General features: G+C 60.6%; 16 protein-coding genes. 1 reads left to right on the top strand and 15 read right to left on the bottom strand.

Annotation, left to right across the window (positions count from 1 at the left end):
• Nucleotides 1-23 precede the first annotated feature (23 nt).
• Nucleotides 24-788, top strand: coding sequence for an aminoglycoside phosphotransferase family protein (locus DWZ15_RS04590; RefSeq protein ID WP_006236119.1), 765 nt, complete (start codon nucleotides 24-26; stop codon nucleotides 786-788).
• A gap of 176 nt (nucleotides 789-964) precedes the next feature.
• On the opposite strand, the gene DWZ15_RS04585 is transcribed toward DWZ15_RS04590, so the two are convergent.
• The 15 genes from DWZ15_RS04585 to DWZ15_RS04515 all read right to left on the bottom strand — a co-directional run bounded on the left by DWZ15_RS04585 (nucleotide 965) and on the right by DWZ15_RS04515 (nucleotide 16506).
• The gene (locus tag DWZ15_RS04585) at nucleotides 965-2686 is read right to left on the bottom strand and encodes a proline--tRNA ligase (protein WP_233502546.1); all 1722 of its coding nucleotides are present in this window, start codon (nucleotides 2684-2686) and stop codon (nucleotides 965-967) included.
• Nucleotides 2687-3769, bottom strand: coding sequence for a flavodoxin-dependent (E)-4-hydroxy-3-methylbut-2-enyl-diphosphate synthase (gene ispG, locus DWZ15_RS04580; protein WP_118449638.1), 1083 nt, complete (start codon nucleotides 3767-3769; stop codon nucleotides 2687-2689).
• 13 nt (nucleotides 3770-3782) lie between these two features.
• A complete protein-coding gene (locus DWZ15_RS04575; protein WP_118449636.1) occupies nucleotides 3783-5144 on the bottom strand; it encodes an RIP metalloprotease in 1362 nt (453 codons plus the stop codon).
• Between the two features lie 25 nt (nucleotides 5145-5169).
• The gene (gene dxr / locus DWZ15_RS04570) at nucleotides 5170-6357 is read right to left on the bottom strand and encodes a 1-deoxy-D-xylulose-5-phosphate reductoisomerase (RefSeq protein ID WP_118449634.1); all 1188 of its coding nucleotides are present in this window, start codon (nucleotides 6355-6357) and stop codon (nucleotides 5170-5172) included.
• Entirely contained in the window at nucleotides 6357-7256 is a 900-nt protein-coding gene (locus DWZ15_RS04565) for a phosphatidate cytidylyltransferase (protein WP_233524910.1), read from the bottom strand. The genes dxr and DWZ15_RS04565 overlap by 1 nt, the downstream gene beginning before the upstream one ends.
• A gap of 2 nt (nucleotides 7257-7258) precedes the next feature.
• Complete coding sequence (locus tag DWZ15_RS04560; RefSeq protein ID WP_089573403.1) at nucleotides 7259-8053, bottom strand: isoprenyl transferase; 795 nt, start codon at nucleotides 8051-8053, stop codon at nucleotides 7259-7261.
• Between the two features lies 1 nt (nucleotide 8054).
• Nucleotides 8055-8591 carry a ribosome recycling factor gene (frr, locus tag DWZ15_RS04555; protein ID WP_006236112.1) on the bottom strand — a complete coding sequence of 179 codons (537 nt, stop codon included), beginning with the start codon at nucleotides 8589-8591 and terminating at the stop codon, nucleotides 8055-8057.
• A 2-nt stretch (nucleotides 8592-8593) separates the two neighbouring features.
• Nucleotides 8594-9316 (bottom strand): UMP kinase, encoded by a 723-nt coding sequence (pyrH, locus tag DWZ15_RS04550; protein WP_040359955.1) that lies wholly within the window; start codon nucleotides 9314-9316, stop codon nucleotides 8594-8596.
• Nucleotides 9317-9433: 117 nt separating this feature from the next.
• Nucleotides 9434-10303 carry a translation elongation factor Ts gene (tsf, locus tag DWZ15_RS04545; protein ID WP_089573406.1) on the bottom strand — a complete coding sequence of 290 codons (870 nt, stop codon included), beginning with the start codon at nucleotides 10301-10303 and terminating at the stop codon, nucleotides 9434-9436.
• Between the two features lie 45 nt (nucleotides 10304-10348).
• Complete coding sequence (rpsB, locus tag DWZ15_RS04540) at nucleotides 10349-11077, bottom strand: 30S ribosomal protein S2 (RefSeq protein ID WP_006236109.1); 729 nt, start codon at nucleotides 11075-11077, stop codon at nucleotides 10349-10351.
• 219 nt (nucleotides 11078-11296) lie between these two features.
• Nucleotides 11297-12205 carry a tyrosine recombinase gene (locus tag DWZ15_RS04535; RefSeq protein ID WP_252200135.1) on the bottom strand — a complete coding sequence of 303 codons (909 nt, stop codon included), beginning with the start codon at nucleotides 12203-12205 and terminating at the stop codon, nucleotides 11297-11299.
• 8 nt (nucleotides 12206-12213) lie between these two features.
• Nucleotides 12214-13551 carry a methylenetetrahydrofolate--tRNA-(uracil(54)-C(5))-methyltransferase (FADH(2)-oxidizing) TrmFO gene (gene trmFO, locus DWZ15_RS04530; RefSeq protein ID WP_118449630.1) on the bottom strand — a complete coding sequence of 446 codons (1338 nt, stop codon included), beginning with the start codon at nucleotides 13549-13551 and terminating at the stop codon, nucleotides 12214-12216.
• 14 nt (nucleotides 13552-13565) lie between these two features.
• Entirely contained in the window at nucleotides 13566-14501 is a 936-nt protein-coding gene (locus DWZ15_RS04525; protein WP_369833222.1) for a DNA-processing protein DprA, read from the bottom strand.
• Complete coding sequence (locus DWZ15_RS04520; protein WP_118449628.1) at nucleotides 14498-16021, bottom strand: YifB family Mg chelatase-like AAA ATPase; 1524 nt, start codon at nucleotides 16019-16021, stop codon at nucleotides 14498-14500. The genes DWZ15_RS04525 and DWZ15_RS04520 overlap by 4 nt, the downstream gene beginning before the upstream one ends.
• The gene (locus DWZ15_RS04515) at nucleotides 16021-16506 is read right to left on the bottom strand and encodes a YraN family protein (protein WP_118449626.1); all 486 of its coding nucleotides are present in this window, start codon (nucleotides 16504-16506) and stop codon (nucleotides 16021-16023) included. Before DWZ15_RS04515 ends, DWZ15_RS04520 begins: the two co-directional genes overlap by 1 nt.
• Between the last annotated feature and the right edge of the window lie 148 nt (nucleotides 16507-16654).

The raw sequence follows: 16654 nt of genomic DNA, 5'->3' as shown, positions 1-16654 counted from the left end.
CGCATCGTTGAAAGGATGCAACCATGCTGCTACCCGATTCCAAGACCGAGCTCGTCCGCCGTGGCAACAAGGTCGTTTACGACCTGGGCGACAAGATTGTCAAGGTCTTTAACGAGACCAAGCCTGTCTCCGACGTGTTCAACGAGGCTTTGAATCTTGCCCGCATCAATGAGTGCGGCATCCGCAGCCCCAAGGCTCTCGAGGTTTCCCAGCTCGAGAACGCCAACGGCTGGGCGCTCGTGACCGAGAAGGTTCCGGGCACCACCCTTGCCGAGAAGATGACTGCCGAGCCCCAGCGCTTTGGTGAGTATCTCGAGATGTTCGTCGACCTCCAAATCGAGATCCACGGCTACACCTCCCCGCTGCTCAACCGTCAGCGCGACAAGTTCGCCCGCATGATCGACAGCCTTGATCAGCTCAATGCCACCACGCGCTACAACCTTCAGGAGCGTCTGGACGGCATGACCAAGGAGTTCAAGGTCTGCCACGGCGACTTCAACCCCTCCAACGTCATCGTCGGCGACGACGGCCAGCTCTATGTGTGCGACTGGGCACACGCCACCCAGGGCTCCCCTGCTGCCGACGTTGCCACCACCTACCTGCTCTTCGCCCTCAACAGCAAGGATCAGGCCGAGGCCTACCTGGAGCTCTACTGCGACCGCGCCGACATGCCCATGCAGGTCGTGCGTCAGTGGACGAGCATCGTCGCCGCTTCCGAGCTCGCTCGTAAGCGCAACGTGAACGATGAGTTCCTGAAGAACTGGATCGACGTCGTCGATTATCAGTAATATCTGAGCGATTTATTTCGCATCGGAGGCACAAGAAAACCCCGCAGCTCATATGGGCTGTGGGGTTTTCCTTTACCCATCGAGTTTATTCACGCAACAAAATAGACTGCTCCGCATCTCTTCCTAAGAGAGATACGGAGCAGTCCCGCAATTACATCTAATAGCAGAAACGTCGATTAACGGCGGGCCGCCTTAACAAGCTCGGCAACCTTGGCGACGACCTCGTCAATCGCCACGTCCTCGCGCTCGCCCGTGGCACGGTCCTTGAGCTCAACGGTGCCATTCTTAAGGCCACGCTTGCCAAGCACCACCTGATACGGGAATCCCATAAGGTCGTTATCGGCAAACTTAAAGCCGGGACGCTCGTCGCGGTCGTCGACGACGACCTCGATACCCTCGGCGCACAAGCCCTCGACGATTTGGTCGCAGACGGTTGCGCACTCCTCCTTCTTGGGATCGAGCGGAATCACAGCGACCTCGTACGGGGCAACGGAAACCGGCCAGACGATACCGTGCTCGTCGTTGTGCTGCTCCACGACGGCAGCAAGCGAGCGGGACACGCCCACGCCGTAGCAACCCATGATAAGCGGCTTCTCCTTGCCGTCCTCGTCCATAAAGGTGGCGCCCATGGCCTCGGAATACTTGGTACCCAGCTGGAAGACCTGCGAGACCTCGATGCCGCGAGCAGCAGAGAGCGGCTTGCCGCAGTGCGGGCAGGGATCGCCGGCAACGACGGTGACCAGATCTGCCCACTCATCGACGGTAAAGTCGCGCTCGGGGCAGGCACCGGTAAAGTGATAATCGACCTCGTTGGCACCGCAGGCCCACTGCTTGGACTCGCGCAGGCTCTCGTCGCACACCAGACGGATGCCCTCGGGCAAGTTAACCGGTCCGATAAAGCCCTTGTGCAGACCGTAGGTCTGGAGCTCCTCGTCCGTCATCATGCGATAACCCTTGCCAAAGACATGCTCGGCCTTGCAGTCGTTGAGCTCATGATCGCCCGGGACGATGGCCACGACGGGCTTGCCCTCGGCATCGATGAGCGCCAGGGACTTGCGCGTGCCGTTCTCGGGGAACCCAAAGAACTTAGCAACGGCCTCAATGGTGCCCATGCCCGGAGTCTCGACCTTGGTAAGCGTACCGTCGCCGGGGCCCTCGGTCACGACGACCTTGGTGCTTGCAGCCTCATCATCGGCGGCAAAACCGCAGTCATCGCAATAGACGAGAGAAGCCTCGCCGGCGTCGGCCAAAGCCATGTACTCGACGGAGGTATCGCCACCGATCTCGCCGGAGTCGGCAACGACGGGCAAGGCCTTGATGTAGCAGCGCTCGCAAATGTTAGCGTAGGCCTGCTTCATCTTGTCATACTCCTCCTGCAAGCTCTCCTGCGTGGCGGAGAAGCTGTAGGCATCCTTCATGATGAACTCGCGACCGCGCATCAGGCCAAAACGGGGACGGAACTCGTCGCGGAACTTATCCTGGATGTGATAGAGATTCACTGGCAGCTGCTTATAGGAGCGCAGCTCGTTGCGCACCAGGGCCGTGACGGTCTCCTCGTGCGTGGGGCCCAGCACGAACTCGCGACCATGACGGTCGTCAAAGCGCACAAGCTCCTTGCCATAGGCATCGATACGGCCGGACTCACGCCACAACTCGGCATCGACCATGATAGGCATCATAAGCTCCTGGGCGCCGGCGGCGTCCATCTCGTCGCGCACGATGTTCTCAATCTTGCGAATCGAGCGCCATGCGAGCGGCAGGTAGGAATACAGACCGGCGGCCTCCTTGCGGATCATGCCGGCACGGAGCAGCAGGCGGTGGCTGGCGAGCTCAGCGTCCGCCGGATCCTCTTTAAGCGTCGGCGCATAGAGCTTAGACATATACATTGCTCGGGTCATTTATTTCTCCTCAATAAGTTTGTCGACCTCTGCCATAAGCGCGTCGACAATTTGGTCCTCAGCTACTTTACCAATGATCTGGCCATGCGAAAAGAGCAAGGCCTGACCACGTCCGCAAGCAACGCCTAGGTCGGCATCAGAAGCCTCACCGGGGCCATTAACGGCACATCCCATGACGGCAATCGAAAGCGGCGCGGAATAGTTCTTAAGCCGCTCGGTGACCTCCTCGGCGATGGGAATGAGGTTAACCTGGCAGCGGGCGCACGTGGGGCACGAGACAATCTCGGGACCACGGCGACGCAGGCCCAGCGACTGTAGAATTCCCCAGGCGACCGGCGGCTCCTCAACCGGATCGGCCGTGAGCGACACACGCATGGTGTCGCCGATGCCTTCGGAAAGCAAGATACCCAAGCCTACAGAGCTCTTGATGGTGCCCTGAAGCTTGGTCCCCGCCTCCGTCACGCCCAGGTGAAGCGGAACGTGGGGAATCTCACGTGACAGGGCTCGATAGGCATCGAGCGTCGTTTGCACGCTATGGGCCTTGGCCGAAAGCACAATGTTCGTAAAGCCGCGATCCTCAAAGTGCTTGACGAAGCGCTCGCTCGACATCACGAGCTTTTCGGGCTGCGTGAGGTCGTCGCGCTCGGCAATATCTTGCTCAAGCGAGCCCGCGTTCACGCCAATGCGAATCGCACAGCCCGAGGCACCCGCAGCATCGATCACCGCGTCAACCTTGGCCCAATCGCCGATATTGCCGGGATTGATGCGCAGCTTGGCGGCACCGGCCTCAACGGCACCAATGGCGAGCTTATGGTTAAAGTGGATATCGGCGACAATCGGCACCGGAGACTCGGCACAGATGGTGCGGAAGCCCTCAAGCGCGGCCTCGGAGGGCACGCTCACGCGCACGATATCGCAGCCAGCCTGCGCCAACGCGCACACTTGCGCAAGCGTTGCCTGGGCATCAGCGGTATCGGTGCAGGTCATAGATTGGACCACCACCGGCGCGCCGCCACCGATCTGCACGCCGCCCACATGCACGGGGCGCGTCAGCTCGCGAGGCAAAGGATGGGATAAAGACAATCCAAACACTCCCCTACAGAATAAATCGAAGGATGTCGGAACGAAGCATATAGACAAACAGCAGCGCAAAGAGCGCGATGCCCACATAGCTCACAATCGTCTGGACCTTGAGCGGAAGCTCGCGGCCCGCAATCTTCTGAATGATCTCGATGACTAGCTTGCCGCCATCGAGTGGCGGGATGGGCAGCAGGTTCATAAAGCCAAGCGAGAATGAAATGAGGGCGGCAAACGAAAGGAACGTGGCAGGGCCGGCAGCAGCAGCCTGTGAGGACATAACGCTAATACCCACGATCGAAGAGGACTGATCGAGAATCTCCATCGTATGCTGCGGCTGGAGCAGGCGCATCACGCCCTCCGCTGTCTGCACAACATAGGAGAACGACAGGCGAGCCGACGTGATGGGGTCTAAACGGACCACCTGCGTAGAGGCATACACACCTAGGCGATCGTCCTCTTTGAGCGCAACCGTGGTCGAATGCTGCTTGCCGTCACGCTCGTACTCAATGGCGATATCGTCCTTACCGGCAGCCTTGCCGATGGCATCGTAAACGTCCATCCAGGTAGAGCACGATACACCGTCGACCGAAAGAATCGCGTCGCCGCCCTCGATTCCCGCCGAGGCGGCAATCGAGCCTTCGTCAACCTGGCCAATCACATTGGTATCCACCGGCACGGTGACACCTGCGATGGAATAGATGCTCATAAGGAGCAAAAAACCCGTCAGGATATTGACGATAATGCCCGCAAGCAGCATAAAGGCACGCTTGACAAAGCCCTGGCCCAAATAGGTGTGCGAGCGCTCGCGCGCAAGGAATTCGGCCTCGTCGCACGGCAGTTCCCATACATCGCCCTCGGCAGTCGCATGCCCGCGATCGAACCGACGGCCGTCAAAGGTGGTATAACCCGCCGCGTCACGCGGCAGAGTCTGGTACTTGGTGGGATAGTAGCTGGGCGAAGGCTTTTCCCCTTCTTCATACCAGGGAGCGATAGAGCCCCAGCCCAACAGCAAAGCACAGGCCTCGAGCACATCCTCCTCGGACAGCTCGAGCTCGACGGCAAGATCGGCCACCGTCACCCGGCCGTGGCGATAGATGGCCGCGAGCACGCGATCGGCACACGAGACGTCGGTCGGATCCATGCCGCAAATGGCAGCATAGCCACCCAGCAGCAGCGGCGTCACGCCAAACTTGGTTCCAATGCGACGCGATGTGTGATGGATATCAAAGCGGCACGGCAGGCCCAAGAAGAACTCAGTCACCCGGACGCCGCAGGCACGCGCCGCCAAAAAGTGGCCGCCCTCGTGCAAAAACACGAGGACGGAAAGCATCAGCAGGCCCCAAAAGACCGATGAGAGAACGCTCAGAACAGTATCCATAAAACGAAAAAGCAATCCTTATGGGTTAGGAACGGGTTGCGGCGAGCACCTGCGCAGCTTTTTCACGCGCCCACGAATCGATGTCGCGAAGCTGCTCAAACGAATCGATCGCCTGCATATCGTGGGCATCCATGCAGGATTCCACAATGCGATCGATATCGGTAAAGCTGCAGCCATCGTGCAGGAAGGCATCGACGGCGACCTCGTTGGCGGCATTGAGCACGCACGGCATGGTGCCACCCGTCTTGCCGGCGCGTTCGGCCAGTGCCAGACAGCGGAAGGTATCCATGTCGGCAGCATCAAACGTGAGCTGCCCCAGCTCGCGGAAATCGATACGAGGCGCCGGGGTATCCCAACGCTCGGGATACGAGAACGCGAACTGGATGGGAATACGCATGTCGGATGCACCGAGATGCGCCATCACGGAGCCGTCGGCGAACTCGACCATAGAGTGAATCTTGGACTGACGCTGCACGACCACGTTAATGAAATCGAGGTCGCAGTTAAACAGATGCATGGCCTCAATGCGCTCCAGGCCCTTGTTCATGAGGGTGGCGGAGTCAATGGTGATCTTGGCACCCATGGCCCACGTGGGATGCGCGAGGGCATCGGCACGCGTCACGCGATCGAGCTCGTCGCGCGTGCAGCCAAAGAACGGACCGCCCGAGCAGGTGAGCCAAATACAATGAGCCTCGCGCGGGTTCTCCCCCAGATAGCACTGGTAAATGGCGGAGTGCTCAGAGTCGACTGGAATAAGCTGGCCCGGTTGCGCCAACGGCATAAGCAAGTCGCCACCGACGACGAGGGACTCCTTGTTGGCAAGGGCAAGGCGCTTATTCGAGGTCAAGGCCGCATGGCTCGCCTCGAGACCGGCGGCGCCCACAATAGCGACAAGCACGCAGTCGACATCGTCGCGACGCGCGAGCTCGCAAACCGCCTGCGCGCCAACGCCGAGCTTCGTTCCCTCGGGCAACTCCTGCAGCACGGCGTCATCGCCATGATCGACATCGGCCACGGCAACCGCCGGAACCGAGAACTCGCGGGCAGCGGCAACGAGCTCGGAGGTACTGGAGTTAACGGACAGCGCCGTCACCTGCAGGCGATCGGCATGCTGGCGGCACACATCGAGCGCCTGGGTGCCGATAGAGCCCGTACAACCCAGGATGGCAACGCGAAGGCGTCCATCAGGGCCATACGTCGTCTGGAAGGACATTACAGCACGCCTCCGATCATCAGCAACAGCTGCGCGGTGATGCAACCGAAGATAAGCGAATCGCTACGATCGAGCATGCCGCCGTGGCCCGGGATAAGGTTGCCGGAATCCTTGACGCCCACACCGCGCTTGATGCGCGACTCGATAAGGTCGCCGATAACGCCCAGAATGGACACGACCACGCCGCACAGCAGCGCATAGGGCAGGCTGAGCTTGTAGAAGTGCGTCGCCCACAGGATGAGCCAAATCAAAACCGAGCCCAGGATGCCGCCGACAAACCCCTCCCAACTCTTTTTGGGAGAAATCTTGGGAACCATCTTGTGCTTGCCGATACGGCTGCCCACGATGTAGGCAAACGAATCGGAGACCCAAAGGGACGCGCAAACGCCCACTGAAAGCAGGGCGCCGGCAAAACCGGGCACGGCATCGCGCAGCAGCACGATAGCCGACAGCATAAAGCCAGTGTAGATGGGACCCATGAGCGTCACGGCCACATCAGAGATGCGGGTACGCGGCGACCAGACATACCAAATGCCCACAGCGAGCATCAAGGCAAAAAGCAGGGCATTCAGCAACATCGAATCGCCCAACGCTGACAGCGGAAAGAGTACGGCGGCAGCGATACCCATGCGCTCGTTAGCCATCTTGCCATCGAGCCTTGTCATACGGAAAAACTCATAGCAGCACAGACCGCTCATGACGGAAACAAAGATGGCCGTGGGCACGATACCCAAAACCAGGCACAGGATAAAGACAACGGCGTAGACGATACCGGCGGCGGCACGGGTAATAAAGCCCGCCAGCCACGAACCGGTGCCGCTCTTCGCTGCAGGCGCTCCCGCAGTGGCAGCTTTGCGCGCAGGCGTCTTGGGAGCAGATGCCTTGGGACGATCGGACACGATTAAGCCTCCTCGGTCTTGCTCAGTCCACCAAACCTACGGTCACGGCCCTGATAGGCCAAAATGGCGTCGACAAGGCCCCAACGATCAAAGTCGGGCCAATAGGTATCGGTGACGTAGAATTCGGAATAAGCCACCTGCCACAGCAGATAGTTCGAAAGGCGCAGCTCACCAGAGGTGCGAATCACAAGCTCAGGATCGGGAAGGCCGGCAGTATAGAGGTGGGAAGCCACCATGTCGTCATCAATTGCGGCAGGATCGATCTTACCGGCGGCAGCGTCGAGTGCAATCTGACGGACAGCGCGGGTAATCTCGGCACGCGCGCCGTAGTTGACGGCAAGCGCCAGCGTCATACCGGTGTGATCGGCGCACTCGGCAAGACCGCGTTCAAAAACGTCGCGGGTCTTCTTGGGCAGCGCGGAAATGTCACCCAAAAAGACAACACGCACATTTTCGCGCTTAAGAAGCGGCAGCTCGTCGATAAACGTCTTGGCAAACAGATGCATCAAGACGTTGACCTCATGCTGCGGACGGTTCCAGTTTTCGGTAGAAAACGCATAGGCAGAAAGCACGTCGACGCCCAGGCGCACGCAGGCGGTAATGATCTCGCGCAGCGAGAGGATACCTGCCTTATGACCCTCGGTGCGTGCAAGACCGCGCGACGTGGCCCAACGACCGTTGCCGTCCATGATGCACGAGATATGGTGCGGAATGTTATTGAGGTCAAGGTCGGAAAAACCGACGCCCGCAGGGGCGTCGGCAAAGTACTCGACCAGTTTATGCTCGTCGTATTGCACCTTAGATCTCCATGACCTCGGCTTCTTTTTCCTTCAGAAGCTCCTCGACCTTGGCGACATACTCATCGGTGTGCTTCTGGACCTTGGCCTGCTCGCGACGGACATCGTCCTCGGTGAGCTCCTCATCGCGCTCGAGCTTATTGTTGAAGTCGCGACGGATGTTACGGATAGACACCTTGGCCTGCTCGGCGTACTCGCGGCACTCCTTGACGAGCTCGCGACGGCGCTCCTCAGTGGGCGCCGGGAACGGCAGACGAACGACGGTGCCATCGGAGTTGGGGGTAATGCCCAGATCGGAAGCGCCGATGGCCTTGACGATAGCGTTGATGAGCGCCTTGTCCCACGGCTCGATGAGCAGCATGTGAGCCTCGGGGGTCTTGACGGCGGCAACCTGCGTGACCGGCGTGGGGACACCGTAATAATCAACGGTGATGTCGGACAGAATGTTGGCGTTGGCGCGACCGGTACGGACCTTGGAGAAGTTATGCTTGAGGGACTCGAGCGACTTGTCCATATGGGCGGTGATGTTCTCTGCCATGCTTAATCCTCCTGATAGACGAGCGTGCCGACGGGCTCACCCGCGAGCGCGCGCTTGACGGTGTCCTCGCCATCGATGTTGAGGACCAAAATAGGCATACGGTTATCCTGGCACAGGGCCGTAGCCGTGGAATCCATAACCTGCAGGCCGCGAACGAGAACCTCGTGATAGGTAATCTTGTCAAAACGGACGGCATCGGCGCACTTGACGGGATCCTTGTCGTAGATGCCGTCAACCTTGGTGGCTTTAATCAGAATCTCGGCGCCGATCTCGCACGCACGAAGAGCCGCGGCGGTGTCGGTCGTAAAGTACGGATTGCCCGAACCGGCAGCGAAGATGACGACGTTGCCCTTGGACAGATGGTTGATAGCGCGGCGACGAATATAGGGCTCGCAGATCTCGTTCATCTGGATAGCGCTCATCACGCGGCAGGGAACATCGTTGTGCTCGAAGGCATCCTGCAGGGCGAGCGCGTTCATAACGGTTGCCAGCATGCCCATGTAGTCGGCCTGAGCACGCTCCATGCCACCGGCAGCGCCGGCCATGCCACGGAAAATATTGCCGCCGCCGACAACGACGCCGACCTCATGGCCAACGGCGAGCAGCTCCTTGACCTGCTTGGCAAGATGGTCGGTAACCTTGGGGTCGATGCCATATTGGCCGTCGCCCATCAGTGCTTCGCCGGAAAGCTTAAGAAGCACGCGTTTATATCGGATGTCGGACAAAGCGATCCTCCTTTAATTAGACTCTCAATATGATAACAAAGGCTTAACGGGGAGCCATGAAAAAGCAGGCTGTGAGTAAAACCCACAGCCTGCTCATTACCAGCTACAAGAGCTTATTTACTCGCCACGGACCAGACGGTCGAAGGCAACGACGGTAATGGTGTCGCCAAGCTCCTTGGAGACCTGCTCAGCGTACTTCTTGATGGTGAGGGAGCTGTCCTTGATGAACTCCTGCTCGGTGAGCACGGACTGCTTGTAGAACTTCTCCAGACGGCCGACAGCCATCTTCTCCTGGATAGCCTCGGGCTTGCCGGACTCGGCAGCCTGAGCCATGTAGATCTGCTTCTCGTGCTCGACGGTCTCGGCCGGAACCTGATCGCGGGTAGCGCAGATCGGGGCGACGGCGGCAACCTGAAGGGCAACGTCGTGAGCGAAGGCCTTGAAGGACTCAGCCTGAGCGGTCTCGGCCTTCTCGAAAGCAAACTCGACGAGGACGCCGATCTTACCACCCATGTGGATGTAAGAAGCGAGCGCGCCGTTCTCGGCCTTGCGGGCAGCGAAGCGGGAGATCTTCATGTTCTCGCCCATGATGTGAATCATCTCGGTGAGCTCGGAGGAAACGGTCTCCTCGCCCATCGGCTTCTCGAGCAGAGCGTCGACGTCAGCAGGCTCGGTGGTAGCGACAACCTCAGCGACCTTGGAAGCAAAGCCAGTGAACTTGGCGTTGGAGCCAACGAAGTCGGTCTCGCAGGAGAGCTCGAGCAGAGCACCGGTCTTGCCATCCTCGGAGACGAACGCGGCGACAGCGCCCTCGTTGGTCTCACGGCCAGCCTTCTTGGCAGCCTTGGCGAGGCCGTTCTTACGCAGAACGTCGACAGCGGCGTCCATGTCGCCGTCAGCCTCGACGAGAGCCTTCTTGCACTCCATCATCGGGGAGTCGGTCATCTCGCGGAGCTGCTTGACCATAGCGGCGGTAATCTGGGCCATTGTGGTTCCTTTCAAAGAGATGAAAAAGAATTAACTAAGACTGATTTACTCGGCCTTGGGCTCAGCGGCCATCTCGGCCTCGGAGACCTGCTCCTTGCCGGAGCCAGCGAGGCAGGCGTCAGCCATGAGCTCGCACATAAGGGTGACAGCAGAGATAGCGTCATCATTGCAGGGAATGCCGTACTCGACCTCGTCGGGATCGGAGTTGGTGTCGATCAGAGCGACGACGGGGATGTTCAGGCGCTGAGCCTCCTTGATGGCGTTCTCCTCGCGCTTGGTGTCGATGACGAAGAGAGCCTGGGGCAGACCCTTCATGTCGCGGGCGCCACCGAGGTTGGTCTGGAGCTTGGTGAGCTCCTTGCCGAGCACAGCCTGCTCCTTCTTGGGGAGCACTGCCATGCGACCGTCCTCGACCATGGCCTCGAGCTCCTCCATGCGGTTGATGCGGGAGCGGATGGTGACGAAGTTGGTCAGCATGCCGCCGAGCCAACGCTGGTTGATGTAAGGCATGTTGGCGCGCTCAGCAGCGTTCTTGACGGCCTCCTGAGCCTGCTTCTTGGTGCCGACGAACAGCACGTTGCCGCCCTTGGCGACGTTCTTGACGAAGGTGTAGGCCTGGTCGGCGTCGAGGATAGTCTGCTTGAGGTCGAGGATGTAGATGCCGTTGCGCTCACCGAAGATGAACGGCTTCATCTTGGGGTTCCAGCGACGGGTCTGGTGACCGAAGTGGCAGCCGGCCTCGAGCAGGGTGCGGATATTAATCTTGGTAGCCATGTTAAACCTCCTGTGGTTTGCCTCCGCGCGGGGTCATCCTCCAAAACCAACCCGGACATGTGCTACCAAAGCCCGGGCACCACGGTATGAAGTAGCCGCGCGTGCGTGATAAAAACCTGTTGCCGTGAAGCAACCCGATGAATGATAGCAGGAATGCATCTTCCTGCCAACCCGCAATCAAAACCACACACCTGAGCGCGGCGCGGGACGTCCCAGCCACTATTCGCCGCGGGGATGGGCTTGAGCCACAGCCCGCTTAAGCCGATCGGGTGTGAGATGCGTGTAGATCTGCGTCGTGGACAGGCTCGCATGACCTAGCAGCTCTTGAACCGAGCGCAGGTCCGCGCCGCCCTCGAGCAAGTCGGTCGCAAAGGTATGGCGCATCGCATGCGGGGCGATGTCGGCCGGAATGCCGGCGAGCGTCGCCAGCATATGAAACCGCCGCCTGAGCATGGCGGCACTCATGCGATTACCGCGCGCCGATATAAGCAGCGGATGCGGCCCGGTAGCGGGGTCACGACGCTTTGCCTGAGCGAGCAACTCCGGCCTCCCCTCCTCAATATAGAGACGCGTCGCCTCGAGCGCACGACGATACAGAGGGACGATACGTTCTTTGCTCCCCTTGCCCCACAGGCGCAGCGTGCGTTCGGACCACGCAATGGACTCCACATTGAGTGCTGCGAGCTCAGAGATACGGGCGCCCGAGGCATAGAGCAGCTCGAGCATCGCCGCATCGCGCAGTCCCGCGGGTGTTGAGGTATCAGGCGTCTTGAGCAGCGCCTCCACCTGTTGGGTCGTCAGCACACCGGGTAGATCGCGCGGGAGCTTGGGCGAGGAAATTGCCGAGACCACATCGCCCTCCACGACCCCCTCGGCAGCCATCCATCGATAGAGCGATCGGATAGCCGACAGATGCGCCGCAAGCGTTCGGGGAGCCACCTGCTCACGCGAAAGCTCGGCAAGATAGCGACGAATGGTGCGCACGTCGGCAGCGAAAGCATCGATATCCTCGCGCTCGCACCAGGCAGCAAAGCGCTCCAGCCTCGAGCCGTAGGCCGTCACCGTGTTGGGAGAAAGTCCCTCGACACGTGAGATATAGGCGATAAACGAGTCGACGGTGTCGTACAGGTCAAAGGCTATGACCGGTCGCCTCCAAACAGATCGGAGCGCGATTCCAGATAGGCATCAAGGGCCTCGAGCGCACGGTCCGCATAGGCCTGGTAGCGGTCGCGCTTGCTGCGGCGCTTACCATCCTCGAGTGGCGGCACCAAGCCAAAGTTGACATGCATAGGCTGATAGCCCACGGTGGCAGGATCGGTCGCATAGCCCACGAGCGCACCCAGGGCGCCCACGCGCGGCAACTCGACGCCCGCGACACCGATAGCCTCGGCATAGGTGTTGAGCGCCGCGAGCAGACCGGTCGCCACGGCTTCCATGTACCCCTCGGTGCCGGTGATCTGACCGGCCAGGCGCACGCTGGTACCGGGCACGGCAAAGGTGCCATCGAGCACGTGCGGGGCGTCGACAAAGGTATTGCGATGCATGACACCGTAGCGGAAGAACTCAGCGTTCCCCAGGCCCGGCACCATATGGAAGACGCGCTTCTGCTCGCCAAAGGTCAGGTTTGTCTGGAAGCCCACCAGGTTATAGGCGGTCTTCTCCTTGTTCTCGGCACGCAGCTGAATCGCCGCCCAGGGGCGACGTCCGGTACGCGGGTCGGTGAGGCCGACGGGCTTCATGGCGCCAAAGCGAATGGCGTCCTTGCCGGTGCGCGCAACTTCCTCGGCAGGTTGGCAGGCCTGGAACAGATCGCCGCCCTCAAAGTCTTTGAGCACCACGCGGTCGGCCGTGGTAAGTGCCTCGATAAAGGCCTCGTACTCCTCCTTGTTGAGCGGAGCGTTGAGATAGTCGCCGCTCCCCTGCTCCTCGTAGCGCGACTGCGAAAACAGCACGTCCATATCGAGCGTGGAGGCATCGACGATCGGCGCCGCGGCATCGAAGAACGCAAGGGCGTCGCCACCGACGAGCTTCATGACCTCTTCGCTCAGCGCCGGTGAACACAGCGGGCCCGCGGCAATGACCACGTGGCCCTCGGGAATCTGCGTGACCTCGCCGTGCACGACCTCGATATTGGGACGGGCGGCAACCTCGGCCTCGACAAGCTCGGAAAACTTGACGCGGTCGACCGCCAGGGCACCGCCGGCGAGAACAGCCGCGCGATGGGCGCAATCGAGCAGGACTGAACCCATGCGCTCAAGCTCGGCCTTCAGCAAACCAGCCGCGGAATCCGGACGGGTCGACTTAAACGAATTGGAGCAGACGAGCTCTGCCAAGTGATCGGTATGGTGAGCCGGGGAGCTCACCTGGGGGCGCATCTCGCACAGCCTAACGGCAAAACCGCGGTCTGCCAGCTGGATCGCGCATTCCGAACCCGCCAGACCGCCACCGATAACCGTCACCTGATCGAACTGCATCTGCAAACACCTTTCTAATTGACACGTTTTCCATTGTGACCGAAGGGCGTCTGGGCGTGAAGGGCAAACTTGGAGGGCGCATACCTTCCATCCATCATGCGCTCGATAAGGCCCTCGAGTTCAAGCGAACCCAAGAGTTTGAGTACGCCGACAGCATCGAGCGAGACGAGCGCCGCGATGTCGTCGACCTTGAGCGGAGAGGCGATGAGCGCATGCATCACGGTCTGCTGTGTTGGATCTAGGTCGGCAATGCCGGAAGCATCGGGGCGCGAGTAGCGCAGGGTGCCGTAGATGCGTGAGATAGCCATCTCGATAGATTCCTCGTCGATGATGCAGCAGGCACCGTTCGCAATGAGGTAATTCGTGCCACGCGACTCGGGCGATAGGATCGACCCCGGCACGGCAAGAAGTTCTCGCCCCAAATCCATAGCAGCCTCGGCTGTAGAAAACGTCCCGGAAGGCATACCCGCCTCGGATACAAAGAGGGCTTGCGACAGGGCCGCGATCACGCGATTGCGGCGCGGAAAGGCAAACTTGCGCGGACCCATGCCCCACGGGGAGATCGACACGACCGCGCCGCCCGTATCGAGTGTGCGCGTGATGAGGCCAGCACTCGAGCGCGGATAGACCACGTCGGCGCCCGTCCCCAGCACCACGACGTGTTTGCCGCCGGCATTGACCGCAGCCCAACCCGAGGCCTGGTCACAACCGACCGCGCCGCCCGAAACTACCGTCACGCCCGCCTCGACCGCAACCTTTGCCGCAAGCTCTGCCACGGCAAGACCATACGGAGAGGCCTTGCGCGCGCCGATGATGGAGAGCGCGGGCGTCGAAAGCACCTCGGGGTTGCCGCGCACATAGAGTGTCTGGGGTACATCAGAAAGCTCCAAAACGGTCTCGGGATACAACGCGTCACCTGGATGCAGCTCAAAGGTCCCCTCGGCCATCATTGGTCCCTCCTTCCCTGGTACATCGCCGCCTCGAGCACGTGGTCCTGCGTCACTTGCTCGCTCTCGGCGACGTCAGCGATTGTACGCGCGATACGCACCAGGCGCACGATGCCGCGGCCCGTGAGATGCGTGCGCTTCGACAGGCCGAGCACACACTTCTCCGCCGCATCATCGAGCTCAAAGGTCGAAACGACGCCGTCAATGGACCGTGTCTCGTCATCCTCGGTCTCGGCATCAGCATCGTCCATACGGGATTCGCGCCAAGCGCGAAAAGCGCGACCGCGCACAACGTAGTCACGTAACTCAGCTGACGACATACCCTCCGCGCCCTCGATAATCACCTGAGGGTCAGGACGGGTCACATCGATCATCATGTCGATACGGTCGGCCAAAGGACCGCGCAGTTTAGACCGATAGCGCTCGACCATCGCCGCCGAGCAGCGACACGGTACCTCACGATCGCCCAAAAAGCCGCAGGGGCAGGGATTGCTCGCAGCCAGCAGCTGAAAGCGCGACGGGAAGGTAAAAGCCCCGTCGACGCGTACGATCCTGACGTAGCCGCGTTCGATGGGCTGACGCAGCGTCTGCAGCACACCCGTGGGAAACTCGGCAAGCTCGTCCAAAAAGAGCACGCCGCCATGAGCAAGGCTGATCTCACCCGGGTGCACCGGGCGCCCACCGCCGATAAGACCTGCGGTCGAAATACTGTGATGGGGGCTGCGGAAGGGCCGGTGCCCCGCCAACAAGCCATCAATGTTCTCACCCAAAACCGAATGGATGCACAGCGCCTCCTGTTGATCCTCAACGGAAAGCTCGGGCAGGATGCCGGTCATACGACGCGCGAGCATCGTCTTGCCCGATCCCGGGGACCCGATCATGAGCAAGCCGAGTTCTCCTGCCGCCGCAAGCGCCATGCCGCGCTTGGCGACCTCCTGCCCCAGTACGTCGGCATAGTCGAGCTCGGGCTCAAAGGTCGCCTCGAGCACTTCAGAATCCAAGTAGTGCCGCGCGGCATCGCCCATGCCATGGGCAAGCTGAGACAAATGATCGATGAATCCACAATCCACGCCCGCGAGTGGCACATGCTGGTCGGACCTGCCGGCGATAAAAGACAGCCCCATGTCGCGAGCCAGCAGCTGAAACGCCACCTCGCCCTTGACGGGAAGCACCGTACCGTCCAAGCCGAGCTCGCCGGCGATAAGGCAGCGATCGAGGTTGTCACGGGGAATCTGCCCATCGGCCGCCAGAACCGCGATGGCGATGGGCAGATCAAAGCCGCTACCGGTCTTGCGAATATCGCCGGGCGCTAGGTTGACCGTAATGCCCGAGCGTGGGATCTCGAACCCGGCGGAGCGCATCGCGCAGCGAATACGACCGCGTGACTCCATCACCTCCATGCTCGGAATGCCGAGCATTTGGATGCCCGGAACACCACCGGCAAGCGAGACCTCGACCGTGACGTGAATCGCCTCGACGCCGCGGATGCAGGCCGCGTGAACGGCAAACGTCTCGAACGCCATCACGACACCTGCCAATCGAACGCGTTGTACTGATGCTCGATCTCAGCGATATGCCCGCCACGAATGGTGACGCCCACGGCATCGAAGCGAATCGCCTTGAGCGGATAATGCTCCATGAGATAGCAGCTTGCGATGCGGCGGTAGCGGCGTTGCTTCTGGACGTCCACGGCCTCCTCGGGAAAGACCCGCGTGTTGCAATCCAGTGCGACGCGTCTGGTCTTGACCTCGGCCATCACCACGACATCGTCGAGCTCATCGAGCAGCACCAGATCGGCCTCGCCCTCGGTGCAACGATAACCCTGCTCCAGCAAGGTGTAGCCGCGCTCGTTAAAGTAGTCGATGGCGATCAGCTCGCCCAGCATGCCCAGCTCGCGGGGACTGAGTCCCTTGATAAACTCGGGCGTCATCGCCCCGCAGTCGAGCTCGCCGTTTTCCCAACGCTCCTTGAGCTGCTGCGTCTTGCTCTTTTTGCTTGCGGCACTCATGGGGTCTCCTTTCCCGCACGCTGCATTGCCCCGATGATGAGGGCACCTTTCATGCGGGTAAGTACCGGAAGCAAACCAAAAGCTGACCAAATGCCGTCAAAAAACGGGCCGTACGCAGCAATGATGTTGCATACGGCCCGCTACCAGC

This window comes from Collinsella sp. AF29-7AC (genome assembly GCF_003475665.1).
In the GTDB taxonomy this organism is placed as follows: Bacteria; Actinomycetota; Coriobacteriia; order Coriobacteriales; family Coriobacteriaceae; genus Collinsella.
This window is presented reverse-complemented; position numbering and strand designations above follow the sequence as displayed.